The organism is Mesonia ostreae, assembly GCF_031845265.1.
Taxonomy (GTDB): Bacteria; Bacteroidota; Bacteroidia; order Flavobacteriales; family Flavobacteriaceae; genus Mesonia; species Mesonia ostreae.
Genome location: NZ_JAVRBG010000004.1, coordinates 204281 through 227356 on the forward strand (window position 1 = coordinate 204281; position 23076 = coordinate 227356).

The 23076-nt window shown below is 35.3% G+C and carries 24 protein-coding genes; 14 read left to right on the forward strand and 10 right to left on the reverse strand.

Annotated elements, in window-relative coordinates:
- Positions 1–15 precede the first annotated feature (15 nt).
- Genes RLT85_RS05805 through truB form a run of 5 tightly spaced genes read left to right on the forward strand, consistent with a single transcriptional unit; the run spans position 16 to position 3082 of the window.
- Entirely contained in the window at positions 16–894 is an 879-nt protein-coding gene (locus RLT85_RS05805; RefSeq protein ID WP_311401090.1) for a cell division protein FtsX, read from the forward strand.
- An 11-nt stretch (positions 895–905) separates the two neighbouring features.
- Positions 906–1286, forward strand: coding sequence for a hypothetical protein (locus RLT85_RS05810; RefSeq protein WP_311401091.1), 381 nt, complete (start codon positions 906–908; stop codon positions 1284–1286).
- A 29-nt stretch (positions 1287–1315) separates the two neighbouring features.
- Entirely contained in the window at positions 1316–1585 is a 270-nt protein-coding gene (locus RLT85_RS05815) for a DUF3098 domain-containing protein (protein ID WP_311401092.1), read from the forward strand.
- Positions 1585–2382 (forward strand): undecaprenyl-diphosphatase UppP, encoded by a 798-nt coding sequence (gene uppP, locus RLT85_RS05820; RefSeq protein WP_311401093.1) that lies wholly within the window; start codon positions 1585–1587, stop codon positions 2380–2382. The genes RLT85_RS05815 and uppP overlap by 1 nt, the downstream gene beginning before the upstream one ends.
- A complete protein-coding gene (truB, locus tag RLT85_RS05825) occupies positions 2375–3082 on the forward strand; it encodes a tRNA pseudouridine(55) synthase TruB (protein WP_311401094.1) in 708 nt (235 codons plus the stop codon). The genes uppP and truB overlap by 8 nt, the downstream gene beginning before the upstream one ends.
- A gap of 34 nt (positions 3083–3116) precedes the next feature.
- Here the strand turns inward: truB and cphA are convergent, their stop codons facing one another.
- On the reverse strand, positions 3117–5738 hold the full coding sequence (gene cphA, locus RLT85_RS05830; RefSeq protein WP_311401095.1) for a cyanophycin synthetase: 2622 nt from the start codon (positions 5736–5738) through the stop codon (positions 3117–3119).
- 92 nt (positions 5739–5830) lie between these two features.
- On the opposite strand from cphA, the gene RLT85_RS05835 reads away from it, so the two are divergent.
- Positions 5831–6685, forward strand: a complete 855-nt coding sequence (locus RLT85_RS05835; RefSeq protein ID WP_311401096.1) for a cyanophycinase — start codon at positions 5831–5833, stop codon at positions 6683–6685.
- A 7-nt stretch (positions 6686–6692) separates the two neighbouring features.
- On the opposite strand, the gene RLT85_RS05840 is transcribed toward RLT85_RS05835, so the two are convergent.
- Both RLT85_RS05840 and RLT85_RS05845 read right to left on the reverse strand, forming a co-directional pair.
- Positions 6693–7625: an isoaspartyl peptidase/L-asparaginase family protein gene (locus tag RLT85_RS05840; protein WP_311401097.1), complete on the reverse strand. Its 933-nt coding sequence runs from the start codon at positions 7623–7625 to the stop codon at positions 6693–6695.
- Positions 7626–7951: 326 nt separating this feature from the next.
- Positions 7952–8560 (reverse strand): thioredoxin family protein, encoded by a 609-nt coding sequence (locus RLT85_RS05845; protein ID WP_311401098.1) that lies wholly within the window; start codon positions 8558–8560, stop codon positions 7952–7954.
- A 70-nt stretch (positions 8561–8630) separates the two neighbouring features.
- On the opposite strand from RLT85_RS05845, the gene RLT85_RS05850 reads away from it, so the two are divergent.
- Both RLT85_RS05850 and RLT85_RS05855 read left to right on the forward strand, forming a co-directional pair.
- The gene (locus tag RLT85_RS05850; protein WP_311401099.1) at positions 8631–9203 is read left to right on the forward strand and encodes a DNA-3-methyladenine glycosylase I; all 573 of its coding nucleotides are present in this window, start codon (positions 8631–8633) and stop codon (positions 9201–9203) included.
- A 167-nt stretch (positions 9204–9370) separates the two neighbouring features.
- Positions 9371–10135, forward strand: coding sequence for a DUF2490 domain-containing protein (locus RLT85_RS05855; RefSeq protein ID WP_311401100.1), 765 nt, complete (start codon positions 9371–9373; stop codon positions 10133–10135).
- On the opposite strand, the gene aat is transcribed toward RLT85_RS05855, so the two are convergent.
- The 3 genes from aat to RLT85_RS05870 all read right to left on the reverse strand — a co-directional run bounded on the left by aat (position 10132) and on the right by RLT85_RS05870 (position 12238).
- Complete coding sequence (aat, locus tag RLT85_RS05860) at positions 10132–10773, reverse strand: leucyl/phenylalanyl-tRNA--protein transferase (RefSeq protein WP_311401101.1); 642 nt, start codon at positions 10771–10773, stop codon at positions 10132–10134. The two genes, RLT85_RS05855 and aat, sit on opposite strands and share 4 nt — an antisense overlap.
- Positions 10774–10979: 206 nt before the next feature.
- A complete protein-coding gene (locus RLT85_RS05865; RefSeq protein ID WP_311401102.1) occupies positions 10980–11357 on the reverse strand; it encodes a DUF3127 domain-containing protein in 378 nt (125 codons plus the stop codon).
- A gap of 5 nt (positions 11358–11362) precedes the next feature.
- Positions 11363–12238: a flavin reductase family protein gene (locus RLT85_RS05870; RefSeq protein WP_311401103.1), complete on the reverse strand. Its 876-nt coding sequence runs from the start codon at positions 12236–12238 to the stop codon at positions 11363–11365.
- A 102-nt stretch (positions 12239–12340) separates the two neighbouring features.
- Between RLT85_RS05870 and RLT85_RS05875 the strand changes: the two genes are divergently transcribed.
- Positions 12341–13516: a sensor histidine kinase gene (locus RLT85_RS05875; RefSeq protein ID WP_311401104.1), complete on the forward strand. Its 1176-nt coding sequence runs from the start codon at positions 12341–12343 to the stop codon at positions 13514–13516.
- A gap of 22 nt (positions 13517–13538) precedes the next feature.
- Here RLT85_RS05875 and RLT85_RS05880 read toward each other — a convergent pair whose 3' ends face one another.
- The 3 genes from RLT85_RS05880 to RLT85_RS05890 form a co-directional block, all read right to left on the reverse strand.
- The gene (locus RLT85_RS05880) at positions 13539–13931 is read right to left on the reverse strand and encodes an HIT family protein (RefSeq protein ID WP_311401105.1); all 393 of its coding nucleotides are present in this window, start codon (positions 13929–13931) and stop codon (positions 13539–13541) included.
- A gap of 139 nt (positions 13932–14070) precedes the next feature.
- A complete protein-coding gene (locus tag RLT85_RS05885) occupies positions 14071–15183 on the reverse strand; it encodes an ABC transporter permease (RefSeq protein WP_311401106.1) in 1113 nt (370 codons plus the stop codon).
- Positions 15184–15351: 168 nt separating this feature from the next.
- On the reverse strand, positions 15352–17493 hold the full coding sequence (locus RLT85_RS05890; protein WP_311401107.1) for a carboxy terminal-processing peptidase: 2142 nt from the start codon (positions 17491–17493) through the stop codon (positions 15352–15354).
- 215 nt (positions 17494–17708) lie between these two features.
- Between RLT85_RS05890 and surE the strand changes: the two genes are divergently transcribed.
- From surE to RLT85_RS05915, 5 genes are all read left to right on the forward strand, one after another.
- Positions 17709–18491: a 5'/3'-nucleotidase SurE gene (surE, locus tag RLT85_RS05895; RefSeq protein WP_311401108.1), complete on the forward strand. Its 783-nt coding sequence runs from the start codon at positions 17709–17711 to the stop codon at positions 18489–18491.
- Positions 18484–18783, forward strand: coding sequence for a hypothetical protein (locus RLT85_RS05900; RefSeq protein ID WP_311401109.1), 300 nt, complete (start codon positions 18484–18486; stop codon positions 18781–18783). Before surE ends, RLT85_RS05900 begins: the two co-directional genes overlap by 8 nt.
- A 4-nt stretch (positions 18784–18787) precedes the next feature.
- Positions 18788–19912: a lipid-A-disaccharide synthase gene (gene lpxB, locus RLT85_RS05905; protein WP_311401110.1), complete on the forward strand. Its 1125-nt coding sequence runs from the start codon at positions 18788–18790 to the stop codon at positions 19910–19912.
- Complete coding sequence (locus RLT85_RS05910) at positions 19905–20405, forward strand: C40 family peptidase (protein ID WP_311401111.1); 501 nt, start codon at positions 19905–19907, stop codon at positions 20403–20405. The genes lpxB and RLT85_RS05910 overlap by 8 nt, the downstream gene beginning before the upstream one ends.
- 154 nt (positions 20406–20559) lie before the next feature.
- Positions 20560–22485, forward strand: coding sequence for a ComEC/Rec2 family competence protein (locus tag RLT85_RS05915; protein ID WP_311401112.1), 1926 nt, complete (start codon positions 20560–20562; stop codon positions 22483–22485).
- A 28-nt stretch (positions 22486–22513) separates the two neighbouring features.
- Here RLT85_RS05915 and RLT85_RS05920 read toward each other — a convergent pair whose 3' ends face one another.
- On the reverse strand, positions 22514–23053 hold the full coding sequence (locus RLT85_RS05920) for a thioredoxin family protein (RefSeq protein WP_311401113.1): 540 nt from the start codon (positions 23051–23053) through the stop codon (positions 22514–22516).
- Positions 23054–23076: the final 23 nt, after the last annotated feature.

Sequence of the window (23076 nt, forward strand, 5' to 3'; positions counted from 1 at the left end):
CAACCCGGTTAATTTATGAGTTCTTCTTTTGAAAGATATCAAAAAAGACGTTTGATTTCGTCTTATTTTTCTGTTGTCATTAGCATCTCGCTAGTCCTGTTCTTGTTGGGTTTATTAGGTTTATTGGTATTGAACACCAAAAAAGTAGCCGATCATTTTAAGGAGCAAATCGCCTTAACAGTTTACCTTAAAGATACTGCGAAAGAAGTAGAAATAAATCAACTAGAAAAAGGTTTGGCTCTAGCCGAATATACCAAATCTACCAATTTCGTCTCAAAAGAAGATGCAGCCAAAGCGCATAGTGAAGAAATTGGCGAGAATTTTATGGATTTTCTAGGTTACAATCCCTTGCAAAATTCGATCGACGTATATTTTAATGCCGATTATGTTTCGGAAACTCAAATTGCCGAAATTTCTCGTGACCTCAACGAGAAAGATTTTGTAGATGAAGTAGTTTATGACAAACCACTTATCGCCTTATTAAACGATAATGTAAAACGCATCAGTTTTTGGATTTTAGTGATTAGCGGTCTATTTACATTTATTGCTGTGTTATTAATTAATAGTTCTATTCGTCTCTCTGTATATTCTAAACGTTTTACCATAAAAACGATGCAAATGGTGGGTGCGACTAAAGGTTTTATACGCCGACCATTTATTTGGAAAAGTGTAAAATTGGGTATTGTGGGTGCTATCGTGGCTCTTATAGGAATGGCTGCTGTTTTATATTATATCGATAAAACTTTTCCTGAACTTGAGCTGCTCAAAGATAAAATTATCTTAGGCGGACTTTTTATTGGTGTTTTATTATTAGGAATTATCATCTCTTGGTTAAGTACATTCTTTGCTACCCAGCGTTTCTTAAATCTTAAAACAGACGAACTCTATTATTAACCCTTAACAGTATGTTAGAAGGTGTACATATTCTTTATATCTTTGTTCCTATTTTAGTAATAGGCGTAATTTTTCTTATCTATAAAAAAAGAAATGCCAATCAGTCTGGAGATTTTAATAGCAAATTAGATTATTTTAAGTTCATGTTTATTCTTTTTGGGATTGCTTTATTAGGACTTTGGTTCTATTTACCCTCAACACCTTCTTTAGCGTCTTTTGGCCATCCAAATAACATTGAAGATATTGATAGTAAAGAAGAATTACTTAAACTATTTCAAGATTACAATCAAGCTATTGTAAAGACTACACAAGTAGTTCATTGGTTGTTATTCTTAATGATATTTTGGTTTTTAAGTAGTTTTATTCAGTTGATTAACTTTTTAAAGAAATAATATATTTATAATAAAGATTAAGCCATTATATGGGAGAGCAGAAAAGAAAAGAGTGGAAAAAGGAAATGAAAAATGAACCTTACTTTATTTTTGAAAAAAAGAATTTTGTAGTGATGGCCATTGGGCTTGGCGTTATTGCCTTAGGTTTTCTTTTAATGACAGGTGGAGGTAGCGATGATCCCGAAGTTTTTAATCCAGAAATTTTTAGCTGGCGCAGAATACGTCTAGCTCCCATGTTAGTTTTACTCGGTTTTGGAATCGAAGTTTATGCCATTCTATTAAACCCGAATAAAAAGTAATGGAAATACTCGACGCTTTAATCCTTGGAGTAATTCAAGGTTTAACCGAATTTTTACCGGTATCCTCCAGTGGTCATTTAGAATTAGGAAAAGCCATTCTTGGCGACTCAAGTATTCCAGAAGAGTCTATGCTTTTTACGGTAGTGATGCACTTTGCAACAGCTTTAAGCACCATCGTAGTTTTTCGTAAAGATATTTTAGAAATAATTAAAGGTCTGTTTCTATTTCAATGGAATGAAGAAATGCAGTTTTCTGTAAAAATTATCATTTCTATGATTCCTGCCGTTATTATTGGTCTCCTATTTGAAGAACAACTTGAGCAGCTTTTTGGAGGAAGCGTTATGCTCGTTGGTTTTATGCTCATCGTAACTGCACTTTTGCTTTGGCTAGCAGATAAAGCTAAAAATACGCTTAAACCTGTTACATACTCCAACGCTTTTGTAATTGGAATTGCACAAGCTATAGCTATGTTACCTGGTATTTCTAGAAGTGGAGCTACCATTTCTACTTCGGTGCTATTAGGGAATGATAAAACAAAAGCCGCTAGATTTTCTTTCTTAATGGTAGTACCGCTCATTTTTGGTAAAATTGCAAAAGATCTTTTGAGTGGAGGTTTAACTTTTACTTCAGAAAATACTGCAAGTCTTGGCGTAGGGTTTATCGCTGCCTTTCTTGCGGGCCTTGTGGCCTGTACTTGGATGATTGCTTTGGTTAAAAAAAGCAAGTTAAGTTACTTTGCTATTTATTGTTTAATTGTAGGAATCATAGCGATTGCCGTAAGTTACACTAATGGATAAATTTACCGACGAAGATTTTAAGAACGGACAAGTGCTTCTTTTTGATAAACCCTTAGAGTGGACTTCCTTTCAACTGGTGAATAAAGTGCGATGGCTTATTAGGCAAAACTATGGCATTAAAAAGATAAAAGTAGGTCACGCAGGCACTTTAGATCCGCTGGCGACTGGATTGCTCATTATTTGTACTGGGAAGTTTACCAAACGCATTCAAGAATTACAAGGTTTAGAAAAAGAATATACGGGCACTTTTACATTTGGAGGTACCACGCCTTCTTATGATCTAGAAACCGAAATTGACCAAACTTTTTCAACTGAGCATCTTTCCGAAGAAATCTTAGAAAACGCCATTCCGCAATTTTTAGGAGAAATAGAACAATATCCTCCCGTTTTCTCTGCCTTAAAAAAAGATGGAAAACGTTTGTATGAATATGCTAGAAAAGGAGAAGAGGTAAAAATTGACCCTAGAAAAGTAAGCATCTCTTCTTTTTCGCTTACGCGGATAAATATACCACAAGTAGACTTTAAAGTACGTTGTAGCAAAGGAACTTACATACGAAGCTTGGCGCACGATTTTGGAAAAGCAGTGGATAGTGGCGCACATCTTTCGGCACTTCGAAGAACAAAAATTGGAGATTATGATGTAGATAAGGCTAATACTTTAGAAAGCTTTATCGCCACATTACCTGAAGGTATTTCTTAAAGTGAAAAATTCCTCAGTTCTCTTATATTCATTTCTATCTCTTCTTTTCTTCTTCATTTTTCAGGTCTTTTACCACTTGGGTGGCAGCCAAAATATCATCACAAAAAAGTACAATTAACGCATCTTTCTTTGCATTTTTTATCGCTTGCGTTAAAGCTTCCGTTTCAGAAAAAATTACCTGTGGTTTTAATTCCGGTTTAACCGAGCTTATTCCTTTCTTTATAATATCTAAAAGTTGATCTTCTTTTTTTCCTCGTAAATCTTTATCTAAGCGAATAATTATCTCATCAAACATTTCCGCAGCCAATTTTCCTATTTCGAAATTATCTTCATCTCTTCGGTCTCCAATAGGAGCTACAATTCCCAGTTTTGTAGAGGCATCCATATGGTCAATTAAGCCCTTTAATGCCATCATTCCTGCTCGATTATGAGCATAATCTATAAGAACTTTAAAATTCTTAAACTGATAAAAATTGAGTCGCCCAGGAGTTTGCAAAGCGGAAGGAACGAATGTCTCTAAAGCCGCACTAATATCTTGTATAGAAATATGTTGTACGTGTGCTGCAATCACTGCTGGTAAAATATTCTGAATCATAAAACTAGCTTTCCCACCAAAAGTTAAAGGAATATTTTCTGCTTTGATGATGCGCATTTTTCCAGGACCTTTAAAAAGTGTAATGTAACCATTTTCATAAACCGCAGTAATCCCACCTTCTTCTTGCAGTTTTAAAATTCTTGGGTTATCTTCTTCCATTGAGAAAAGAGCTACATGCGACGAAAGACCTTCTCGCATGGCATACACCAAATCATCATCTGCATTTAAAATAGCATAACCCTCTGGAGTAACTACCTCTGGAATCACTGCTTTTGCTCGTGCCAATTGCTTGACATTATGAATTCCTTTTAGACCTAAATGGTCTTCGCTTACATTGGTCACTATTCCTACATCACAACTAGAAAAAGCCAATCCCGCACGTAATAAACCACCACGTGCACATTCTAAAACGGCGAAATTAACTTCGGGATCTCTTAGTACAAAATTGGCGCTATCTGGTCCCGTACAATCCCCGTTTTGCAACAATCTATTTTGGATATAAATACCGTCGCTCGTTGTATATCCCACACGGCAACCGTTCATTTTGGCCATATGCGCAATTAAACGAGTAGTGGTTGTTTTACCGTTGGTACCCGTTACAGCAATGATAGGAATTTTACCAGTATCGGTTTTCTGCGGAAACAAACCATCTACAACCAAAGCAGCAACATTTCTAGCTTTTCCTACAGTAGGAGCCAGATGCATTCTAAAACCTGGACCAGCATTTACTTCAATTACTGCCCCATTGCTTGTGGAAAGTGGCTTGCTAATATCTTCTATCATCAAATCAATTCCGCAAATATCTAAATCAATGATTCGAGAAATACGTTCGGCTAAATTGATGTTTTCTGGATGCACCATATCGGTTACATCTTCTGCAGTACCTCCTGTACTCAGGTTTGCAGTATCTTTTAAAACCAAAACCTCATCTTTCTTCAATACAGATTTCAAACTATAACCACTCTCGGCGATAATTCTTTTTGTAAGTCGGTTAATGCTTATCAAAGTCAGCACATTTTCGTGACCATAACCTCTACGCGGATCTTTATTTTCTTGATCGATTAATTGTTTTATATTTAGTTTCCCGTCTCCCACCACATGCGCTGGGGTTCTTTTAGAAGCCGCTACAAACTCATTTTTAATAGCTAATAAGCGATAATCAAAACCAAAAACTTGTCTTTCAATAATAACTTGATAAGATACTTTTTTTGCCTCTTCAAAAGCTTTTTTTAATTCTGCCAAAGAATTTACACCTATGCTTATACCTCTTCCATGATTTCCATCAATAGGTTTTACTACTACGGGATAACCAACCTCTTCTTCTATTTTTTCGAGATCTTCCATTTTAGAAACAATTACCCCTTCTGGAACTTCAATACCAGCCTTTTTTAGCATGTATTTGGTCTCTTTTTTATCGCCCGCTAATTCGACGCCTATACAACTGGTTTCACTAGTTACAGTAGCCTGTATGCGCTTTTGCTTGGAGCCATAGCCTAATTGACAAAGGGAATGTTCATTTAAACGCATCCAAGGAATTCCTCTTTTTTCGGCTTCAGAAATAATAGCGCCCGTACTTGGACCTAGACGATAATCATCTCTAATTTCTCGCATTTGTTGAATATCTGCCTCTAAATCATAAGGTTTATCTGCAATTAAAGCTTCACAAATACCCACCGCTGAAGCTGCGGCAAATTTCCCTACATTTTCTTCTAAATAAGAAAATACTACTTGATAAACGCCATCTTCACCATATCCGCGCGTTCTTCCGAAGCCAGTTTCCATGCCTGCCAAAGTTTGAATCTCTAAAGCAATATGTTCAATAATATGCCCCATCCAAGTTCCCTCTTTTACCCGCTCAAAAAAACCTCCTTCATGATCTTCAGAACATCTATGGCTGTATAAACTTGGGAGCAAAGATTGAAGTCTATCATAAAAACCTTCTATAGTATGAGATGGTTTTTCTTCCATTTCTTCCAAATCCAATACCATTACGATTAATTTATGACGTCTTATTGACCAGTAGTTGGGTCCACGCAAAACATTTATTTCTTTAATTTTCATCACGATATTGTTTATTTAATAAGTATTTCTCTTAAATGTAGCTATTATACCCAATAATAGATGTAATTTAGCAAACAAATAACATAAAGAAGATGGATGTAAAAGGAATATTAATTCTTATAGGTGGTAATGAAGATAAAGGAATAGATACCAATGAACGAGATCATTTAGAATTTATAGAAAAGAGTGTTTTAGCTAGACTGGTAAAAGAATGTGGTGGTACCAATGCACATATTGTAATTATCCCCACCGCCTCACGAATACCAATTGAGGTGGCCGAAAATTATATTACTGGATTTAAAACTCTGGGCTGTGAAAATATTAGTGTTGCTGATATTCGCAATAGAGATGATGCAGAGAAAGAAGAAAACATTGCCTTGGTAAAAGATGCAGATTGCGTTCTATTTTCTGGCGGAAGTCAATCTAAAATAACACACAAAATAGGCGGAAGCAGTATTCATAAAGTTTTATTGAGAAAATACCGAACCGAAAATTTTGTTATTGCAGGAACCAGTGCGGGTGCCATGTGTATGTCTACAGAAATGATTACTGGCGGTGGCGGAAAAGAATTTTTTAATAAAGGAGCTGTAAGTATGGGAGAAGGTTTAGGCTTTATGCCAGATCTTATTATTGATTCTCATTTTATACGTCGCGGTAGGTTTGGACGTTTGGCAGAAGCTACAGCGAGATTTCCAAAGTTGATTGGTATTGGTTTAGCCGAAGACACTGGATTAATTATTAAAAATTGTAATTCTTTTGAAACTATTGGCTCTGGAATGGTAGTGATTTTTGATGCTAGTGAGTTAACCTATAACGATCAAGCAACAACGCATATAGGCGATCCTATGACTATTGCACATTTAAAAACCCATGTACTTGCCAATGGAAAACATTTTGATATTGAAAAAAGAAATATTCATGTTGTTCCTATTACTGAAAAAATCTAGGAACAAATTAATTCTTATAAATAGCAACCACTTTTTCCCCCGTAGAGGCTTTAGAAGCTCTATACATACCGTCTGTATTAAAAGGCATACTAATGTTGGCGTTTGCATCAACTGCAATGAGTCCGCCATCGCCGCCAATTTCCAAAATACGATGATGAATCACTTCCTCTGCAGCTTCTTGTAAACTCATATTTTTCATTTCCATAAGGCAAGCGACATCATAAGCCACTACACCTCTCAAAAAATATTCTCCGCTCCCCGTACAACTTACTGCACAGGTTTTGTTATGCGCATAATTTCCTGCGCCAGGAACCGAACTATCTCCCAACCTGCCAGACATTTTGTTGGTCATCCCGCCAGTGGAAGTAGCCGCAGCAAGATTGCCAAAACCATCACAAGCTACTGCGCCTACCGTACCAAATTTTGAATTTTTAGTTGTACTATGATCCAATTGAAATTTGTTAGAATCTTTAATCTCCTGCCATTGTTTGTACCTTAACTCATCATAAAAATAGTCGGGTTTCTCTAGGGCATAATCTAAGGATTGAGCAAAATCTAAAGCGCCTTGTCCTATCATAAAAACATGCGAACTTTTTTCCATCACATCTCTAGCCAAGGAAATGGGGTTTTTAATTCCCGTGAGCATTGCCACAGAGCCCGCTTTTCGTGTTTTTCCTTCCATAATCGCAGCTTCCATTTCGTGGGTTCCGTTTGCCGAAAAAACGCTACCTTTACCTGCATTAAATAGAGAAGAATTCTCCATATGCATTACAGCTTCTTGCACTGCATTGGTAGCACTTCCCTCCTTCTCTAAAATATCAAAGCCTTTTTGCAATGCTTCAGAAAGTGTTTTTCTATATGCTTTTTCTTGAGAAGATGTCATATTCTCCTTTAATAAGGTTCCTGCACCTCCGTGGAGCGCAATTGCAAATTTTTTCATTTTAGATAGGCATTAAATTACTATAGGTCAATTAATTATTTTTCTGATGAGCTCCAAATAAACGAGCTCGTATTAAGATTTTAGAGGTCAGTAGTTATATATCTCCTTTTACTGTAATCTAAGGTATTGAATTTAATATACTTAAAATACATTCTATTGTAGGTTCGAGCGCCAGCCCAAAAGAATTCATTCTTGGCGGGGAGTCGAGAACTTTTAGGACATCAAAAGTAGGTTTCGACTGCCCTCAACCAGACATATAGCTTATAATTAAACAACAATCTATGCAACTAACTACTGACCTCTATAAAATTCTACTTAGCACAATCCTATACCAAAGCTGTTAATTCTTTTAGAGTAGTCTGACCTTTATCTGTATTGTACCAATTTTGCAGCTGCTCTTTTACAGTTTCATCTACTATCCCGTGTTTCTCTTTATAGTCCTTGATCAATTTTGTCGCCGGTTTAGGACGCTCTCCCCACACCTCTAAAACCTCTAAAGTTTCTTGATCTACCATTACTAATTTTGGAATAGAACGCGCTCCATTGGTTAAAAAATGATCCATAAAAGCTTCATTTTGGTCGAGAAGCACGATTCGTAAATTAATGTGTTCATTCAATTCCGCTGCTTTATGAATGACGGGTAAAGTATGAGCTACATCGCCACACCAACCTTCGGCAATTACAATCCAATGTACTTTTCTAGAATAATTTGTGATCGTATCCTTTACTTCATCACTCACTTTTAAAGTTTTGTTCCAACGTTTAAGACGTCTTAAATTGAGGTTAGTGTAATGAAGTAAATCTTCAGACTGGGTATCTCCTGTTACTTTTCCTTCCTCGTGAAGTTTAGCGACCATATCTAAAAAATCTTGATAGGTAATGCTTTTTTCAAGTGCTTCGGTGATCTGTGTATTCGAAATTGTTGTTGTATTCATTCGGCTTTATTTTATCCTCTTCAGGAAATTTCACTTATTTGTATTACATTCATTCCAAATTTAAGCAATTATGAGCAAGAAACAATGCCCTTGGTGTGTAGGAGATGAACTCTATGAGAAATATCACGACTTGGAATGGGGAGTTCCTGTGTTTGACGATAAAATCTTGTTCGAGTTTCTTATCTTAGAGACTTTTCAGGCAGGTCTTAGTTGGATTACCATTCTTAAAAAACGAGAACACTTCCGTAAAGCTTTTGATGATTTTGATGTTGAAAAAATAGCTCATTATTCAGAAGAGAAAATACAAGAATTACTGCAAAACCCAGGAATTATCAGGAACAAACTCAAGGTAAGGTCTGCTGTCACTAACGCTCAAGCTTTTATAAAAATTCAAAAAGAGCATGGAAGTTTCAGTAATTATATTTGGAGTTATGTAAATCACAAAGCCATACAAAACACAGTCAAAGATTATAACAAAGCACCCGCTACTACTCCATTAAGTGAAAAAATTAGTAAAGACTTAAAAAAACGAGGTTTTAAATTTGTTGGCCCTACGGTGATCTATGCGTATATGCAGGCGGTGGGTATGGTAAATGATCACGAGACTTCTTGCTTTAGGCACCAAGAGGTTTCATTTACTTAGACTTAACATTGAAACTCTTAGTAATCTTTCTTAATTATAGTTAGTTTGATTAGTATTATAGCGAAAAAATTGAAGTAAAGTTGCAGTGCATTATTATAGAAAGAATGTTAAAAGGTGCAATTTTTATCCTAGATTAAAAGTTTTTAAAGAGAGTTAATTTTATCCCTATGAAATTGTATACCACTTCAGCTAAAACTTCTAGAAAAAGTTTGCACAATAGCACTTTAAAAATTTCGGTTTTGAGAAATTTTGTCTGTTCTGTTTTCTTACTCGTCTCTAGTCTTTCTTTCTCTCAAGACAATTTTAGTGGTTTTATACATCCTGAGGTAAGTTTGAGTATTAAAACGGAAAGTCCTTGGTCGTATTCCTTCGGAATTTCAAAAAAAGATCTAGCCTACAGCAATTATGAAAATAGAGGTCGTTTTAAGAATAAATTTAAATTTGAAGGAGAATATATAGAATTAAGCCATTACACCAATAGAAAAATTGGTACTCAGGGAAAAGTAAGCGCAGGTATTAGATACCGGTTTAAAGAAACTTTCACGGGGAAGAAAGATGAAACCCGACTTGTACAACAATATGCTTATTCAAAATACATCAATCGAAATAAAATAGAGCATCGGGTACGAATTTCCCAGCGATTTAGAGAGCGTACTTCCTTTAGAGCACGCTATCGTTTTAAGATGGAATTTCCTTTACAAAAAGTAGATACTACTAGAAATGAACTTTCTTTAATTACCTCTACTGAAGCTGTTTTAGAGTTTGGAAAAAAGGAAAAACCAACGCTTAGACAACGTTTTTCTGCCCAAGTTAGTTATGAGTTATTTAAAAACACTTGGTTAGATCTAGGATTAGAATATCGGTACCGGGAGTATAATATAAAACCCAATGTAGAATTGAATCTTATTAGCGCGGTAAAAATTTCTATCTAGCTTTGCAAATAGCTTAAAAAAACTTCTCTATCTATTTCTTTTGCGCCCAAGCTCTCTAAATGAGAACTATACACTTGACAATCAATGAGTTTTACCTGCTCTTTAGTTAATTCTCTTACCAAGGAAATAAAACCGTATTTAGAGGCATTGCTTACTTTGGTAAACATACTTTCGCCGCAAAAAATTTGTTTCTCTTTAAGATAAACTCCATACAAGCCACCCACCAAAGTATTTTCCTGCCACACCTCAACAGATACGGCACGACCTGATTGGTGCAGTTTACTGTATGCTAAAATCATTTCATTGGTGATCCAAGTGCCGTTTTGCCCTTCCCTATACATTTGAGCACAGTTTCTCATCACTTCTTCAAAATTTTGATTGTAAGTTACTTTAAAAGCTTGCTTGTTCAAAAGCTGTTTCATGCTTTTAGAAACTCTAAGATCTTCTGGAAAAAGAACCATTCTCGGGTCTGGACTCCACCATAAAACAGGATCTCCTTCCCCATACCAAGGAAATATTCCCGATGTATAAGCTTCCCATAAACGTTGCTGCGATAAACTTCCACCAATGGCTAATAATCCACTTTCATCTGTTTTGTGTATGGGAGGAAAAGCTTCTTGATCACGTAAAAATACCATAGAAAAGAAATTTTAAAAATTTATTCTGATTTTAAATTGCTCGTATTCAAAATTTTAACGATATTTGAAATGATCTTTTGAGATAAATTTTTGTTCATCATTGCTTTTTTTTTGAATTTGTTTTTCAGAAGATTAAAACGATCACAATAGGAAAATCCGACTTTTGAAGTCGGATTTTCTGCTAAAAACAATGCTATTTTTTGTCGCTAAAAAGGAAGATCATCGTGTTCTTCATCCTTAAAATTCGTTGCAGGTTCAAATTGATCTGCTGGAGGTATTGGAGCAGAATTTGAAGTATTTCCTCCCGCTTGTAAATTCTCAATTCTCCAACCATTTAAAGAGTTAAAATATTTGGTTTCTCCTTGCGGACTTACCCATTCTCTTCCTCTAATATTGATACCTATTTTTACCGCTTGTCCTTCTTGGTAAGTATTTAATAAATCACATTTATCCTGAATAAATTCAACCAAAATATGTTGAGGATACTGCTCCTCTGTTGTGATAACTACTTCTCTCTTTCTAAAACCATTACTTCCGTAGGTTTTAGTTTCATCAATCTTCTTAATTTTTCCTTCAATTTCCATTTCTCTTATTTATTTTTTGCTAATAATATTTTCCATGCGTTCATTACCTCTTCTTTTTTAAGATACTCTTGAGCTATCGCATGTATTTTCTCTTCAGAACTTTCTTTAACGTAATCTACCAATTTATATTGAGATAAAAAATCTTTCACCTCTTGATCGCTTGGTAAATTTTCTACATTCCCTAATTTCCCCAAATCATTACCTGTCAACACTCTACTAATTCTAATTTCTTTAGGAATACAATCCACACCCATCCCTAATGTAGTTTGCGGCTTGGGGATTTCAAATATTCCCATATTGGCTCTAGAATATAAATTACCTCCCATTCTAGCCACCGGATCTAATTTATACTGATCTATTTTCTCTCCTTCTGCAAGAACATCTTCCGCTACATGAATTCTCAAGATTTCACAAAATATCAAATTACCAGCTCCGCCTTCCTTGCCCAAAGATTTTACTTCGGTTACTTTACATTCAAACTGAACAGGCGATTCTTTCACTCTAAAAGGCTTCACCACCTCAGAATCTAACATGCTGAATCCCGCTTTTTTAAATTCACTCACCCCATCGCCATACCCTGTGCTGGCTAAAGACATTTGCTGCACCATATCGTAATTTACAATATTGATCACTACCTCTTTCGTACTTTCTACATTTTCTAAGGTATGTTTTCTAGAACCATCTGCAATTCTTAACAAAGGTGAAAAAACCAAAATAGGAGGATTGGCGCTAAAAACATTAAAAAAACTAAAAGGTGCCAAATTAGGTTCTCCCTTTTCATTTACAGTACTTGCGAAGGCAATAGGTCTAGGACCAACTGCGCTTGTCATAAGACCGTAGGTTTTTTTTACTGGAACTTTTTGAGGATCTATGGTGAGCATACGTGTTTATTTTTGGCAAAGATAATTAATCTTATGACCAATGAAAAAATGAGCTTATATTTATAGAAAAGTTTATATTTTAACCTCTTTATAGATTCAAATATGTTTTACTCGAAAGAGCGTACGTTTTTCAGGTGGTTCATCACTTTTTCTTCTGTTGTCATTATAGGTTTATTCTTATGGAATATTTCTATCTTTTTTGAAAAGATTAAAGAAGAAGAGCGTAATAAAATGGAAATTTTAGGAAGCGCTTATTCAGAAATTTCTAAAAGTGACAACGATGACAATATCAATGATGTAATTGTAGAAATATTATCTTCTAATAGCACCACACCTATGATTGTCTTTGGTGTAAATGATGAAAGCTATAGCTCTAGAAACATTCCCGAAGAAAACTTAGATTCTTTAGACGAAAAACTTAGTCTCATCGAAAATTTTAAAACCCAATACGAGCCCATAGAAGTTTATGATGGAGATACCTTGGTAAGTATTGTATATTATGGTTATTCAGATTTACTGATACGTTTGAAGTATTTTCCCATTATTATCATTCTTATTATTCTTTTATTTCTAGGCGTTATCTATTATTTCTTTTCCACTTCCAAATCCCACGAACAAAGTCAGTTGTGGGCGGGAATGGCAAAAGAAACAGCTCACCAAATAGGAACTCCTCTATCTTCATTGGTGGGATGGACAGAAATTTTACGTAGTGAAAACGTGAATCCTTCTTACTTGATAGAAATAGAAAAAGACGTGAGTAGACTAGAAACCATCACCGAGCGTTTTTCTAAAATAGGGTCTTTACCCAAGCTAGAAGCTACCAATATCATTAAAGCTACACAAGACGCTTACGATTACCTAAAGGCACGTTCTTCTAGACTTATCAATTTTGAGATTCATCTTCCTTCCAACGAGATTATCGTAGACCTCAACGAAGAGCTTTACAGCTGGACCATTGAAAATTTGGTAAAAAATGCCATCGATGCTTTAAAAGGAAAAGGAGACATTAAGATTGAAATGCTTGAAGAATCTAAATGGGTGCACATTTTAATTACCGATAACGGAAAAGGTATTCCGAAGAGTCAATTTAAAAAGATTTTTTCTCCTGGAGTAACCTCTAAAAAGAGAGGCTGGGGCCTCGGACTTTCTCTCGCCAAACGAATTATTGAAACCTATCACGAAGGTAAAATTAAGGTTTTAAAAAGTGAGATTAATCAAGGCACTACTTTTGAAATTAAGCTTCAAAAAAAGATTAGTGCTATAAAACCAAGGGGTTAAAACCCCTTGAGAGGTGAGAGCTTTATGAGAGGTTAGCTTGAATGCGTTGAGAAAGTTCTTCCATTTCTTCATCACTTACTTTTACTTTTCGTTCAAAACGCATATCATCCATCTCATGTAAAGGAATTAAATGCACGTGAACGTGAGGCACTTCTAAGCCTACCACTGCCATTCCAATACGTTTACACGGAATTGTTTTCCGTAAAGCTAAAGCTACTTTTCTAGAAAATTTCATCAGCTTATCATAGGTTTCTTCATCTAAATCGAAAAGCTTATTAACTTCCTTTTTAGGGATGCAAAGGGTATGTCCTTTAGAATTTGGGTTAATGTCTAAAAAAGCTAGAAACTCGTCATTTTCTGCCACTTTGTAAGCAGGAATTTCTCCGTTAATGATTTTGGTAAATAGCGTAGGCATATGTTTTTTGTTTTAAAATTAATCGTGTCTTACTAAGAAATTAGACCTTATGACTGTTAGATTTTAGATGTAAAACTAAATCAGTAATCAGATTTAAATCTAAACTATAAAAAGCAGACTAAAAAATAAAATCAGAAGTTTAGGTTCTAACATCTAGTGCGTCTCGCAAGGCATTCCCTATCAACATAAATGCCATCACCAAACTCATAATAGCTAGCCCTGGAATAATAGCTAGGTAAGGTTTTCCTAAAATTATATAACTGTAATGGTCTTTGATCATTCCGCCCCAACTAGGCGTGGGAGGTTGCGCGCCAATTCCTAAGAAACTAAGTCCGCTTTCTACCAAAATTGCCGCGGCAAAATTAGCTGCCGAAATCACAATTACAGGAGCGATAATATTGGGGATAATATGTTTTTGAATAATCCTAAAATTGCTAAATCCTAAAGCTTTTGCGGCAGTTACATAAGCTAGTTTTTTAACGCCCATCACTTGTCCGCGCACCACTCTGGCGACTTCTACCCACATCGTTAATCCTACGGCAATAAAAACTTGCCAAAAGCCTTTCCCTAAAGCCAACGTAATCGCAATCACCAACAATAAGGTAGGAATAGACCAGGTGACATTGATGAGCCACATAATGGCTTGATCTACTTTTCCGCCATAATAACCTGCAATAGCACCTAGTGAAATTCCGATTACCAACGAAATAAATACCGCCACAAACCCAATAGATAAGGAGATACGAATCCCTATCAACATTCGGCTTAGCATATCTCTTCCGTATTTATCGGTTCCTAGGTAAAATGTCTTTTGTTGAAGAAATTCTTTTTCTACTTCTTCCCAGCTCCCCACTCCTTCAAAATCTTTTGCTAAAGTGTACGTCTTGGTTAAGCCTTCAATTCCTGCTCCCGTATAAGGTTTCACATAAAGCGTATCTTGTGTAAACGTATAGCTACTGATAGGAATTTCTGCGGAAGAGATTTGATTTCCGAAGAAAAAAGAGGAGAATACATTTTGTGAGGATTCTTCTACCGGAAAACTCAACATATTCACCGAAAACCCTGGATTTTTTGAGTGAATAGCCAAATGCATTTGATTGGCATTCTGGGTGTCGTCTGGTGCTACTGCATAAGCAAAAACAGCTAAAAAGAAACAAAAAATCACAAACCAGAAACTTAAAACGCCCCAAAAGTTCTTTTTAAACTTTTGGAGCGCTAATTGAGTTAATGAATTGGATTTTTGCGTATTCATGTTATACCAATTTAAATATATAACGTCATATTAAGAAATTGAATTATTTTAAGCCTAATTGAAATTAAAAATGATTAGCATAGCCTTTTTACGGTAATAATTTTTAGTGATAAGTAAGCATAAAAGAAACGATTTAATTGTGACATTATCTGTTAATTTGGTATAGAATTAGTCTTTAATGGTCGCCACCTCAGACTTTTCAAAATTGTTCAGTTTTAAATCCTCTAAAACGTGGATAGCTTCCTCTACATATACATCTTTGCTTAAGTTCTCGTGCCAACGCACTCTTTTTTCCAATAAGGTAGAATCTGTTTTAAACAACTCTTCCTCGTAAGGCAAGGACGTAAAGGTAAGGTTACTGTTGTATTCGTTGATCGCATCAAAATGTTTTGCTTTTTGTTCGCTTTCCATTATTTGAGCTTTATATTTATCGTACTTTAAACTAAAAATATCTACCTCTCTCTGCTCTTTAATCCAACGAGCGCTCTCATCAATCATCTTTAGCTGCTCATTTTTGGCCATGCGATCTTTACTGCTTTTAATGGTTTCCTCAAAATCGATATAACCTTCCCAAGTCTCATAATCTGCCGAATCTATTTGATCCCACGGCAATGGATTATTCATATCTTTTTCACCCAAATCAATATAGCTATAACGGTCTGGCACTACCACATCACTTTTTACGCCTTCTAACTGTGTAGAACCACCATTTACTCTATAAAATTTTTGCCTGGTGATTTTTAAAGCTCCCATATCTCCTAACTTATTATTTCTCATATATCCGTTAAGATCTACCACTCCTTGCACAGTTCCTTTCCCATAAGTTTGTTTGCTTCCAATAACTATAGCACGTTTGTAATCTTGCATCGCTGCAGCTAAAATTTCTGAAGCAGAAGCAGATAATTCATTTACTAAAATTACCAAAGGACCATCCCAAAGAATAGAAGCATCTGTATCTGGCAAGATCTCTACTTTATTATTTCCAGAACGAACTTGTACGATAGGTCCTTCTTTGATAAACAATCCAGCAATATCTACTACAGAAGAAAGGGAGCCACCGCCATTGTTTCTTAAGTCGATGACCAAACCGTCCATATTTTCTTTCTTTAAAGCGATAATTTCTTTTTCAATATCTGTAGCAGCATTTCTATTATCGCTATTTTCCATATCAAAATAGAACTTTGGAAGGTTGATCAACCCGTAGTTTTTTCCTTCTTTTTTCACCATAGAGCTTTTGGCGTAGGTTTCTTCAATTTCTACCACATCTCTAACAATAGCAATCTCTTCTATAGAACCACTTACTTTTTTAACGGTTAATATCACTTTAGTTCCTTTAGGCCCTTTGATTAGGCTTACCGCATCATCTAATGGCATCCCAATAATGCTTACAGATTCTTTCTCTCCTTCTTGTCTTACTTTTTGAATTACATCTCCTACTTCTAATTCTTCTCCTCTCCAAGCCGGACCTCCAGAAATAACATCTAAAATCTTAATCTCGTCCAATCTCTTCTGAAGACGTGCGCCAATTCCTTCTAAACTACCTCGCATTTGAATATCAAAACGCTCCTTATCTTCAGGTGCGAAATAAAATGTATGCGGATCAAAAACTTCTACAATAGAATTGATGTAAATGGTAAACCAATCTTTTCTCTCTAAATCCTCATTAAGACTATAAAACTCGTCCATTGATTTCTTAGTAGTTTCTCGAGCCTCTTTCTCTAGCTCTGCATCTGTCTTGGTCTCGTAAGACTTATCTTCTTCAAGCTTCTTCTCTTCTTGTTCTCTTAAATCGTAGTATGTTGATAAGGTAGAAAATTTAAGTTGAGCTCTCCATCTTTCCTTCAGTTCCTTTTTATTGGCCGCATATTCTAATTTCTCATAATCGGTATCGATGCTTTCCTCTTCAGAAAAATCAAAAGGCTTTTCTAGTAATTCTTTGTAGAAACCTTTGGTATCTTCCATACGCTTTTGTAATCTATCGTGGGTAAGGTTAAAGAAATCTATCTTATGCGCTAAAATCTCGTCGTCAATTTTATTTTTTGAAGATCTAAAATCTTTAATATCGCTCTTTAAAAAATAACGCTTGCGCGAATCAATTCCGTTAAGGTAATCCTTATACACCTTTTGAGAAAAATCGTCATTAATATCTTTTGGACTATAGTGACCGCGAGTTAAAACAAGCGTAATTAATTCAATTAAAACCTGGTCTCTATCTGAATCTTCATTGGTCTCTATTTTATTGGTGGTAAAGCTGCATGAAGCAACCGCCAATAGTAAACCTAGCAAGAAAATCTTATAGTTACTTTTCATAAATCTTTTTATTTTCATTAGCGTTCCATAAGTATAGCATTAAAAATTATGCCAATTATCATTTATCTCTACAATTATTTGTCTCTTCTTAAAAACGTTGTAAATTAATATTTTTTTTTTAGCTGCCCAGCCAAATTCTTGTTAAGTTCAATTATGCTGTATTTCTTAGCAATCTAGATTGTTTTAATTTCTGTATTTTAGCCTCAAAAATTTATATGTCCAAAAAGAAACCTCTTATATTAGTGACCAATGATGATGGTATTACTGCTCCTGGAATACGCCACCTTATTTCGATTATGAAAAAGATTGGAGAAGTAATTGTGGTAGCGCCAGATCGCCCGCAAAGCGGAATGGGACACGCCATCACTATTAATGACAATCTATATTGTGATCCTGTAAAATTAGATTCTTCAGAAAGTCACGAAGAATTTAGTTGTTCTGGTACTCCCGCAGATTGTGTAAAAATTGGCACGCAAGAGATTTTAAAACGTAAACCAGATTTATGCGTTAGTGGCATTAATCACGGTTCTAACTCCAGTATTAACGTTATTTATTCTGGAACTATGAGTGCGGCTGTAGAAGCGGGAACCCAAGGTATTCCTGCTATTGGATTTTCATTGTTGGATTATTCACTTACTGCCAACTTTGAGCATACCACAAAATTTATTGAGACCATCACCAAAAATGTTATTGAAAATGGACTCCCAAAAGGAGTGGTTCTTAATGTAAATATTCCAAAACTTTCGGCTAAAGAAATAAAAGGAATTAAGGTATGCCGACAAGCGAAAGCAAATTGGCAAGAGATATTTGATAAGAGAAAGAATCCCCAAGGAAGAGACTACTATTGGCTTTCTGGTGAGTTTATCAATGAAGACAGCGGTGAAGATACCGATGAATGGGCACTGGAACAAGGATATGTATCTGTAGTTCCTGTACAGTTCGACTTAACTGCACACCATGTTATAAAAGATTTAAACGATTGGAAATTAAATGATTAAAAAAGAAATTTTAATAGGCTTTTTAGTGGGAATCTTAGCGACTAGCGCGGGAATATTTTTATACGCTACACTTTTTTTAGGCGATGATCTCGTAGAATCCTTAAAAATCGCTCAAGCCAATGATCGATTGGGAAGCGTTATCGCTTTAGGAGCTCTTCTAAATTTTCTGCCATTTTTTGTTTTTTTAAAGAAAGATAAAATTTACAGGGCAAGAGGAGTGATTCTTTTTACCATTCTTACAGGGGTTTTAATCGCACTGATTACTTTTAACGTCATCAGAAAAATTTTATAAAATTATGAAATATTACCTTATTGCTGGCGAAGCTTCTGGAGATTTACACGCCTCCAACCTTATGAAATCTTTAAAAGAGAAAGATACCGAGGCAGATTTTAGGTTTTGGGGCGGCGATCTTATGCAAGCTGTAGGTGGTACTTTAGTAAAACATTATCGGGAACTTGCTTTTATGGGATTTGCCGAAGTAGTTGCTAACTTAAGAACCATTTTTAAGAATATTGCTTTATGCAAAAAGGACATTCTAGCGTATCAACCCGATGTTATCCTATTTATAGATTATCCTGGTTTTAATTTTCGTATTGCTAAGTGGGCAAAACAGCAAGGTTTTCCTACGCATTATTATATTTCTCCCCAAATTTGGGCTTGGAAAGAAAACCGCATTAAAGCCATAAAGCGCGATGTGGACGAAATGTATGTTATTCTTCCGTTTGAGAAGGATTTTTACGAGGAGAAACATCAATTTCCTGTCCATTTTGTAGGTCATCCTTTACTAGATGCGATCAACCAGCGAGAAAAAATTTCTTTTGAACAGTTTATAGAAACCAATAAGCTTCCCAACAAACCCATAATTGCATTATTACCCGGCAGCCGAAAACAGGAAATCTCTAAAATGCTAGAGACTATGTTAAGTATTACGCCGCATTATCCCGATTATCAATTTATTATTGCGGGCGCACCTAGCCAAGATGAAGAATACTATCAACCGTTTTTAAAAAAGAATCAGGTTTTTCTTATCAGTAACAAAACCTATAATTTACTAAGTGTTTCTACCGCGGCTTTGGTTACTTCGGGAACGGCAACCTTAGAAACTGCTCTATTTAACGTGCCAGAAGTGGTGTGTTATAAAGGAAGTTCTATTTCTTACCAAATTGCTAAACGTATTATTAACCTAAATTACATTTCTTTAGTCAACTTGATTATGGATAAAGAAGTGGTGAAAGAATTGATTCAAGGAGAATTTAATCCGAAGAAACTGAAGCAAGAACTCGATCTTATTTTAAAAAATCCGAAAAGAGAAAATATTTTAAAAGCATATTTAGAGCTTAAAAAGAAGCTTGGCGGAGTTGGCGCTAGCGATACAACTGCCACTTTGATTTACGAAAAACTAAACCCATCTCATGATTAAAAAACTTTTATTTCTAGTATTAATAGCAAGCATGGCTTCGTGTGGCTCTAGCCGAAAAGCAGCCAGCGGTCAAATAAAAAACAGCAATTCTTATAAATATGATCCAGTACCTGAGGCAACTCGTATTGCCGATTATGCTTTAGGTTTTCAAGGAACTCGTTATAAATATGGAGGAACCACCAAAAGAGGAATGGATTGTTCTGGCTTAATTTACATTTCTTTCATGCAAGAAGATATTCAACTGCCACGAGTGTCTAGTGAGATGGCCAAAGAGGGATATAAAATTCATACCAACCAAGTGAATGTAGGTGACTTGCTTTTTTTTAGAACGAATAAGCGTAAGCGTTCTATCAATCACGTGGGCTTGGTGGTAGAAATAATTCCTGGCAAAGTAAGCTTTATACATTCTTCTACCTCTAGGGGCGTTATCGTTTCTTCTCTTAATGAAAAATACTGGAACTCTGCTTATGTGATGGCGCGAAGACTATTCTAATAGGATATTTCGTAGGTAAATAGATAAAAACCATTTTTTTTGAGTAACTTTAATCGTGAAGCTACTCAATACCCCTTTGATTATCATCTGCTTATTCCTTATTATAGGGATTTTATCGGGTCTTTACATTTCAGTATCTAAGGATGTTTTAATTATGATCATCGTTAGTTCTGGGGTCTTGCTAAGCTTGGCATTTCTCTATACCAAAATGCAGCTGGCTCGCTCGTATCTTTATATGATAGTCGCTGCGGTAAGTTTTATTGGATTAGGCTTTTCCATTTCTGGGATACACGTTTTGAGGCAACATTCTATTCATTCTGATTTATTTCAGGAAGAAAGCATGCTTCATCTAAGAATTAAAAAGTCATTAAAACCCAATCCGTATACCCATAATTATATTGCGGAAGTGATTCCGCAGAACCCAAACATTTCTTCTTTTAGCATACTTCTCACCGAATTTCACGGAGATTCACTGCTTCCACATTTACGCGTAAACGATAAAGTATTCCTTCCGAAGAAAATCGAATTAGTGAACGCGCCTAAGATACCCTATCAATTTAATTACAGAGAATTTTTAAAGCATCAGCATGTTTTCGGAAAAATTAACTTCACCCGAAACGAAATCGTCACTATTCCCACTACAACTATATCTTGGACGCAGGCTTCCGTAGATTTAAAACACCAGATTAGGGATAATCTATACCAATCTGGATTCCAATCGAAGCATATTGCCTTTATAGAGTCTTTGACATTGGGTAAAAAAGACCTGCTCTCTAAAGATACTTACCAAGATTTTTCTAAAGCCGGAGTTTTACACATTTTAGCCGTTTCAGGATTACACGTGGGACTTATACTGCTTATATTACTATTCTTCTTTCAACCTATATCAAAAACTAGAGCTGGAAAAATTTTCAGCAGTATTTGTATTATAGGTATACTTTGGGGCTATGCGTTTCTTGTTGGGTTTACGCCGTCTATTGTTAGGGCGGTTACGATGTTTAGTTTTTTGTCTTTTGCAAGAATCTCAAAACGCGACGGCAGTAGTCTAAGTTTACTCTTTCTTTCTGCCGTAGTCTTATTAGTTTACAATCCGTGTTTTGTATATCAAATCGGCTTTCAGTTGAGTTACGCAGCGGTATTTTCTATTGTGACCCTCTATCCTATTCTGCATAAAAAAATCGCTTTTAAGTACTACTTACCAAAAAAAGCGTGGAGTGTTTTTTGTATAACCTTAACCGCGCAACTTGGCGTTTTTCCACTTTCGCTTTATTATTTTCATCAAGTTCCTGGTTTGTTTCTAATTAGTAACTTACTACTCATTCCTTTTCTATTATTGATATTGGGAACTTGTATTGTTAGTATAATTTGGAGCTCTATCGCTATCATTCCCGCTGTATTTAAAAACGTTTTTGAAATTATTATAGAAGTGGTTTTAAAATTTCTGCACTTTATCGCTTCTCAAAATAAGTTCATCATAGAAAAGGTATATTTTTCCCCAAACATGCTGGTGCTTTCTTTAATTGCTTTACTCCTCTTTATTTTCTTCGTTTATCAGAAAAAATGGACTTATTTATGGCTTTTTAGCGGATGTCTATTTTTAATGGAGATAACATATGTCTACGAAACGGATACTTTACGGAAGCAAAAACGTTTCTATGTTTTTCACGAACATCAGAAAAGTGTGGTTGGGTTTCAGCGTGACGGGCAACTTACCTTAATTACTTCAGATTCTTTACGGATAAAAAATTATGAAGGATTACAAACTCAACAACACCTGAAAAATCTTCAAATTAAAAATCAGAAGAAAAATTACTATGCTGTTTTCGGCGGAAGCCTATTTATTATCGATAGTATGGGAGTTTATAATGTACCAGAAATAGCTCCGATTCAATACTTGATGCTGGTAAACTCTCCTAAAGTAAATTTAGAAAAAGTAATCAACGTGCTTCAACCCCAGCAAATTATTGCCGACGGAAGTAATTATTATACTTATATAAAACGTTGGAGAAAAACTGCTCTAAAAAACAAAATCCCTTTTCACCATACGGGTAAAAAAGGGACTTTTGTAATGGACTATTAAATATTTTGGCAGATTACCCTACTCAATATTAATTCTTAAATGTTCCTTTAAAGTTTTTTTGATACTTCTGCCAAGCTTCTGCCGTAGTAAGCTTTTTATACTCATCACTCACAATCATCTTTAGGTAAAGCTCTAATTGTTGCGGCGTATGATAACCCGCTACTGGAGAAATAACTTCTGAATTTTCATCAAAAAAAACCATGGTAGGATAAGCCGAAACCTTTAAAGCGTGAGCAAATAAATGCTGACTGTTTCTACCTTTACGCCCTTCCTTGTATTTTAGATTGGTGTAAGTGAAATCTTTATAATGAACTTCACCTTTTCCTTCGGCATTAAACTTTACTGCATAAAAATGCTTATTGATATAATTGGCTACATCTTCATTGGCAAACGTATTTTTATCTAAGAGTTTACAGGGACCACACCAAGTGGTGTACACATCCATAAAAATCTTTTTTGGTTCTTTTTGTTGAGCTTCTAAAGCTTCATTCATACTCATCCATTGAATCTCTTGCGCCGAAACACTCAATCCAATAAAAAGTATACACAAACTTATAAAATGTTTCATATTCATTATTTAAACAAAGATTG

Excerpts from the sequence above, each read along its gene's own strand:
- RLT85_RS05840 (WP_311401097.1), bottom strand. The coding sequence starts at position 7,625 with ATGAAAAAATTTGCAATTGCGCTCCACGGAGGTGCAGGAACCTTATTA.
- RLT85_RS05890 (WP_311401107.1), bottom strand. The coding sequence starts at position 17,493 with ATGAAAAGTAACTATAAGATTTTCTTGCTAGGTTTACTATTGGCGGTT.
- aat (WP_311401101.1), bottom strand. The coding sequence starts at position 10,773 with ATGGTATTTTTACGTGATCAAGAAGCTTTTCCTCCCATACACAAAACA.
- uppP (WP_311401093.1), top strand. The coding sequence starts at position 1,585 with ATGGAAATACTCGACGCTTTAATCCTTGGAGTAATTCAAGGTTTAACC.
- RLT85_RS05885 (WP_311401106.1), bottom strand. The coding sequence starts at position 15,183 with ATGAATACGCAAAAATCCAATTCATTAACTCAATTAGCGCTCCAAAAG.
- RLT85_RS05875 (WP_311401104.1), top strand. The coding sequence starts at position 12,341 with ATGTTTTACTCGAAAGAGCGTACGTTTTTCAGGTGGTTCATCACTTTT.
- RLT85_RS05880 (WP_311401105.1), bottom strand. The coding sequence starts at position 13,931 with ATGCCTACGCTATTTACCAAAATCATTAACGGAGAAATTCCTGCTTAC.
- surE (WP_311401108.1), top strand. The coding sequence starts at position 17,709 with ATGTCCAAAAAGAAACCTCTTATATTAGTGACCAATGATGATGGTATT.
- RLT85_RS05915 (WP_311401112.1), top strand. The coding sequence starts at position 20,560 with ATGATCATCGTTAGTTCTGGGGTCTTGCTAAGCTTGGCATTTCTCTAT.
- RLT85_RS05910 (WP_311401111.1), top strand. The coding sequence starts at position 19,905 with ATGATTAAAAAACTTTTATTTCTAGTATTAATAGCAAGCATGGCTTCG.
- cphA (WP_311401095.1), bottom strand. The coding sequence starts at position 5,738 with ATGAAAATTAAAGAAATAAATGTTTTGCGTGGACCCAACTACTGGTCA.
- RLT85_RS05845 (WP_311401098.1), bottom strand. The coding sequence starts at position 8,560 with ATGAATACAACAACAATTTCGAATACACAGATCACCGAAGCACTTGAA.
- RLT85_RS05815 (WP_311401092.1), top strand. The coding sequence starts at position 1,316 with ATGGGAGAGCAGAAAAGAAAAGAGTGGAAAAAGGAAATGAAAAATGAA.
- RLT85_RS05850 (WP_311401099.1), top strand. The coding sequence starts at position 8,631 with ATGAGCAAGAAACAATGCCCTTGGTGTGTAGGAGATGAACTCTATGAG.
- RLT85_RS05870 (WP_311401103.1), bottom strand. The coding sequence starts at position 12,238 with ATGCTCACCATAGATCCTCAAAAAGTTCCAGTAAAAAAAACCTACGGT.
- truB (WP_311401094.1), top strand. The coding sequence starts at position 2,375 with ATGGATAAATTTACCGACGAAGATTTTAAGAACGGACAAGTGCTTCTT.
- RLT85_RS05835 (WP_311401096.1), top strand. The coding sequence starts at position 5,831 with ATGGATGTAAAAGGAATATTAATTCTTATAGGTGGTAATGAAGATAAA.
- RLT85_RS05920 (WP_311401113.1), bottom strand. The coding sequence starts at position 23,053 with ATGAAACATTTTATAAGTTTGTGTATACTTTTTATTGGATTGAGTGTT.
- RLT85_RS05855 (WP_311401100.1), top strand. The coding sequence starts at position 9,371 with ATGAAATTGTATACCACTTCAGCTAAAACTTCTAGAAAAAGTTTGCAC.
- RLT85_RS05865 (WP_311401102.1), bottom strand. The coding sequence starts at position 11,357 with ATGGAAATTGAAGGAAAAATTAAGAAGATTGATGAAACTAAAACCTAC.
- RLT85_RS05805 (WP_311401090.1), top strand. The coding sequence starts at position 16 with ATGAGTTCTTCTTTTGAAAGATATCAAAAAAGACGTTTGATTTCGTCT.
- RLT85_RS05900 (WP_311401109.1), top strand. The coding sequence starts at position 18,484 with ATGATTAAAAAAGAAATTTTAATAGGCTTTTTAGTGGGAATCTTAGCG.
- lpxB (WP_311401110.1), top strand. The coding sequence starts at position 18,788 with ATGAAATATTACCTTATTGCTGGCGAAGCTTCTGGAGATTTACACGCC.
- RLT85_RS05810 (WP_311401091.1), top strand. The coding sequence starts at position 906 with ATGTTAGAAGGTGTACATATTCTTTATATCTTTGTTCCTATTTTAGTA.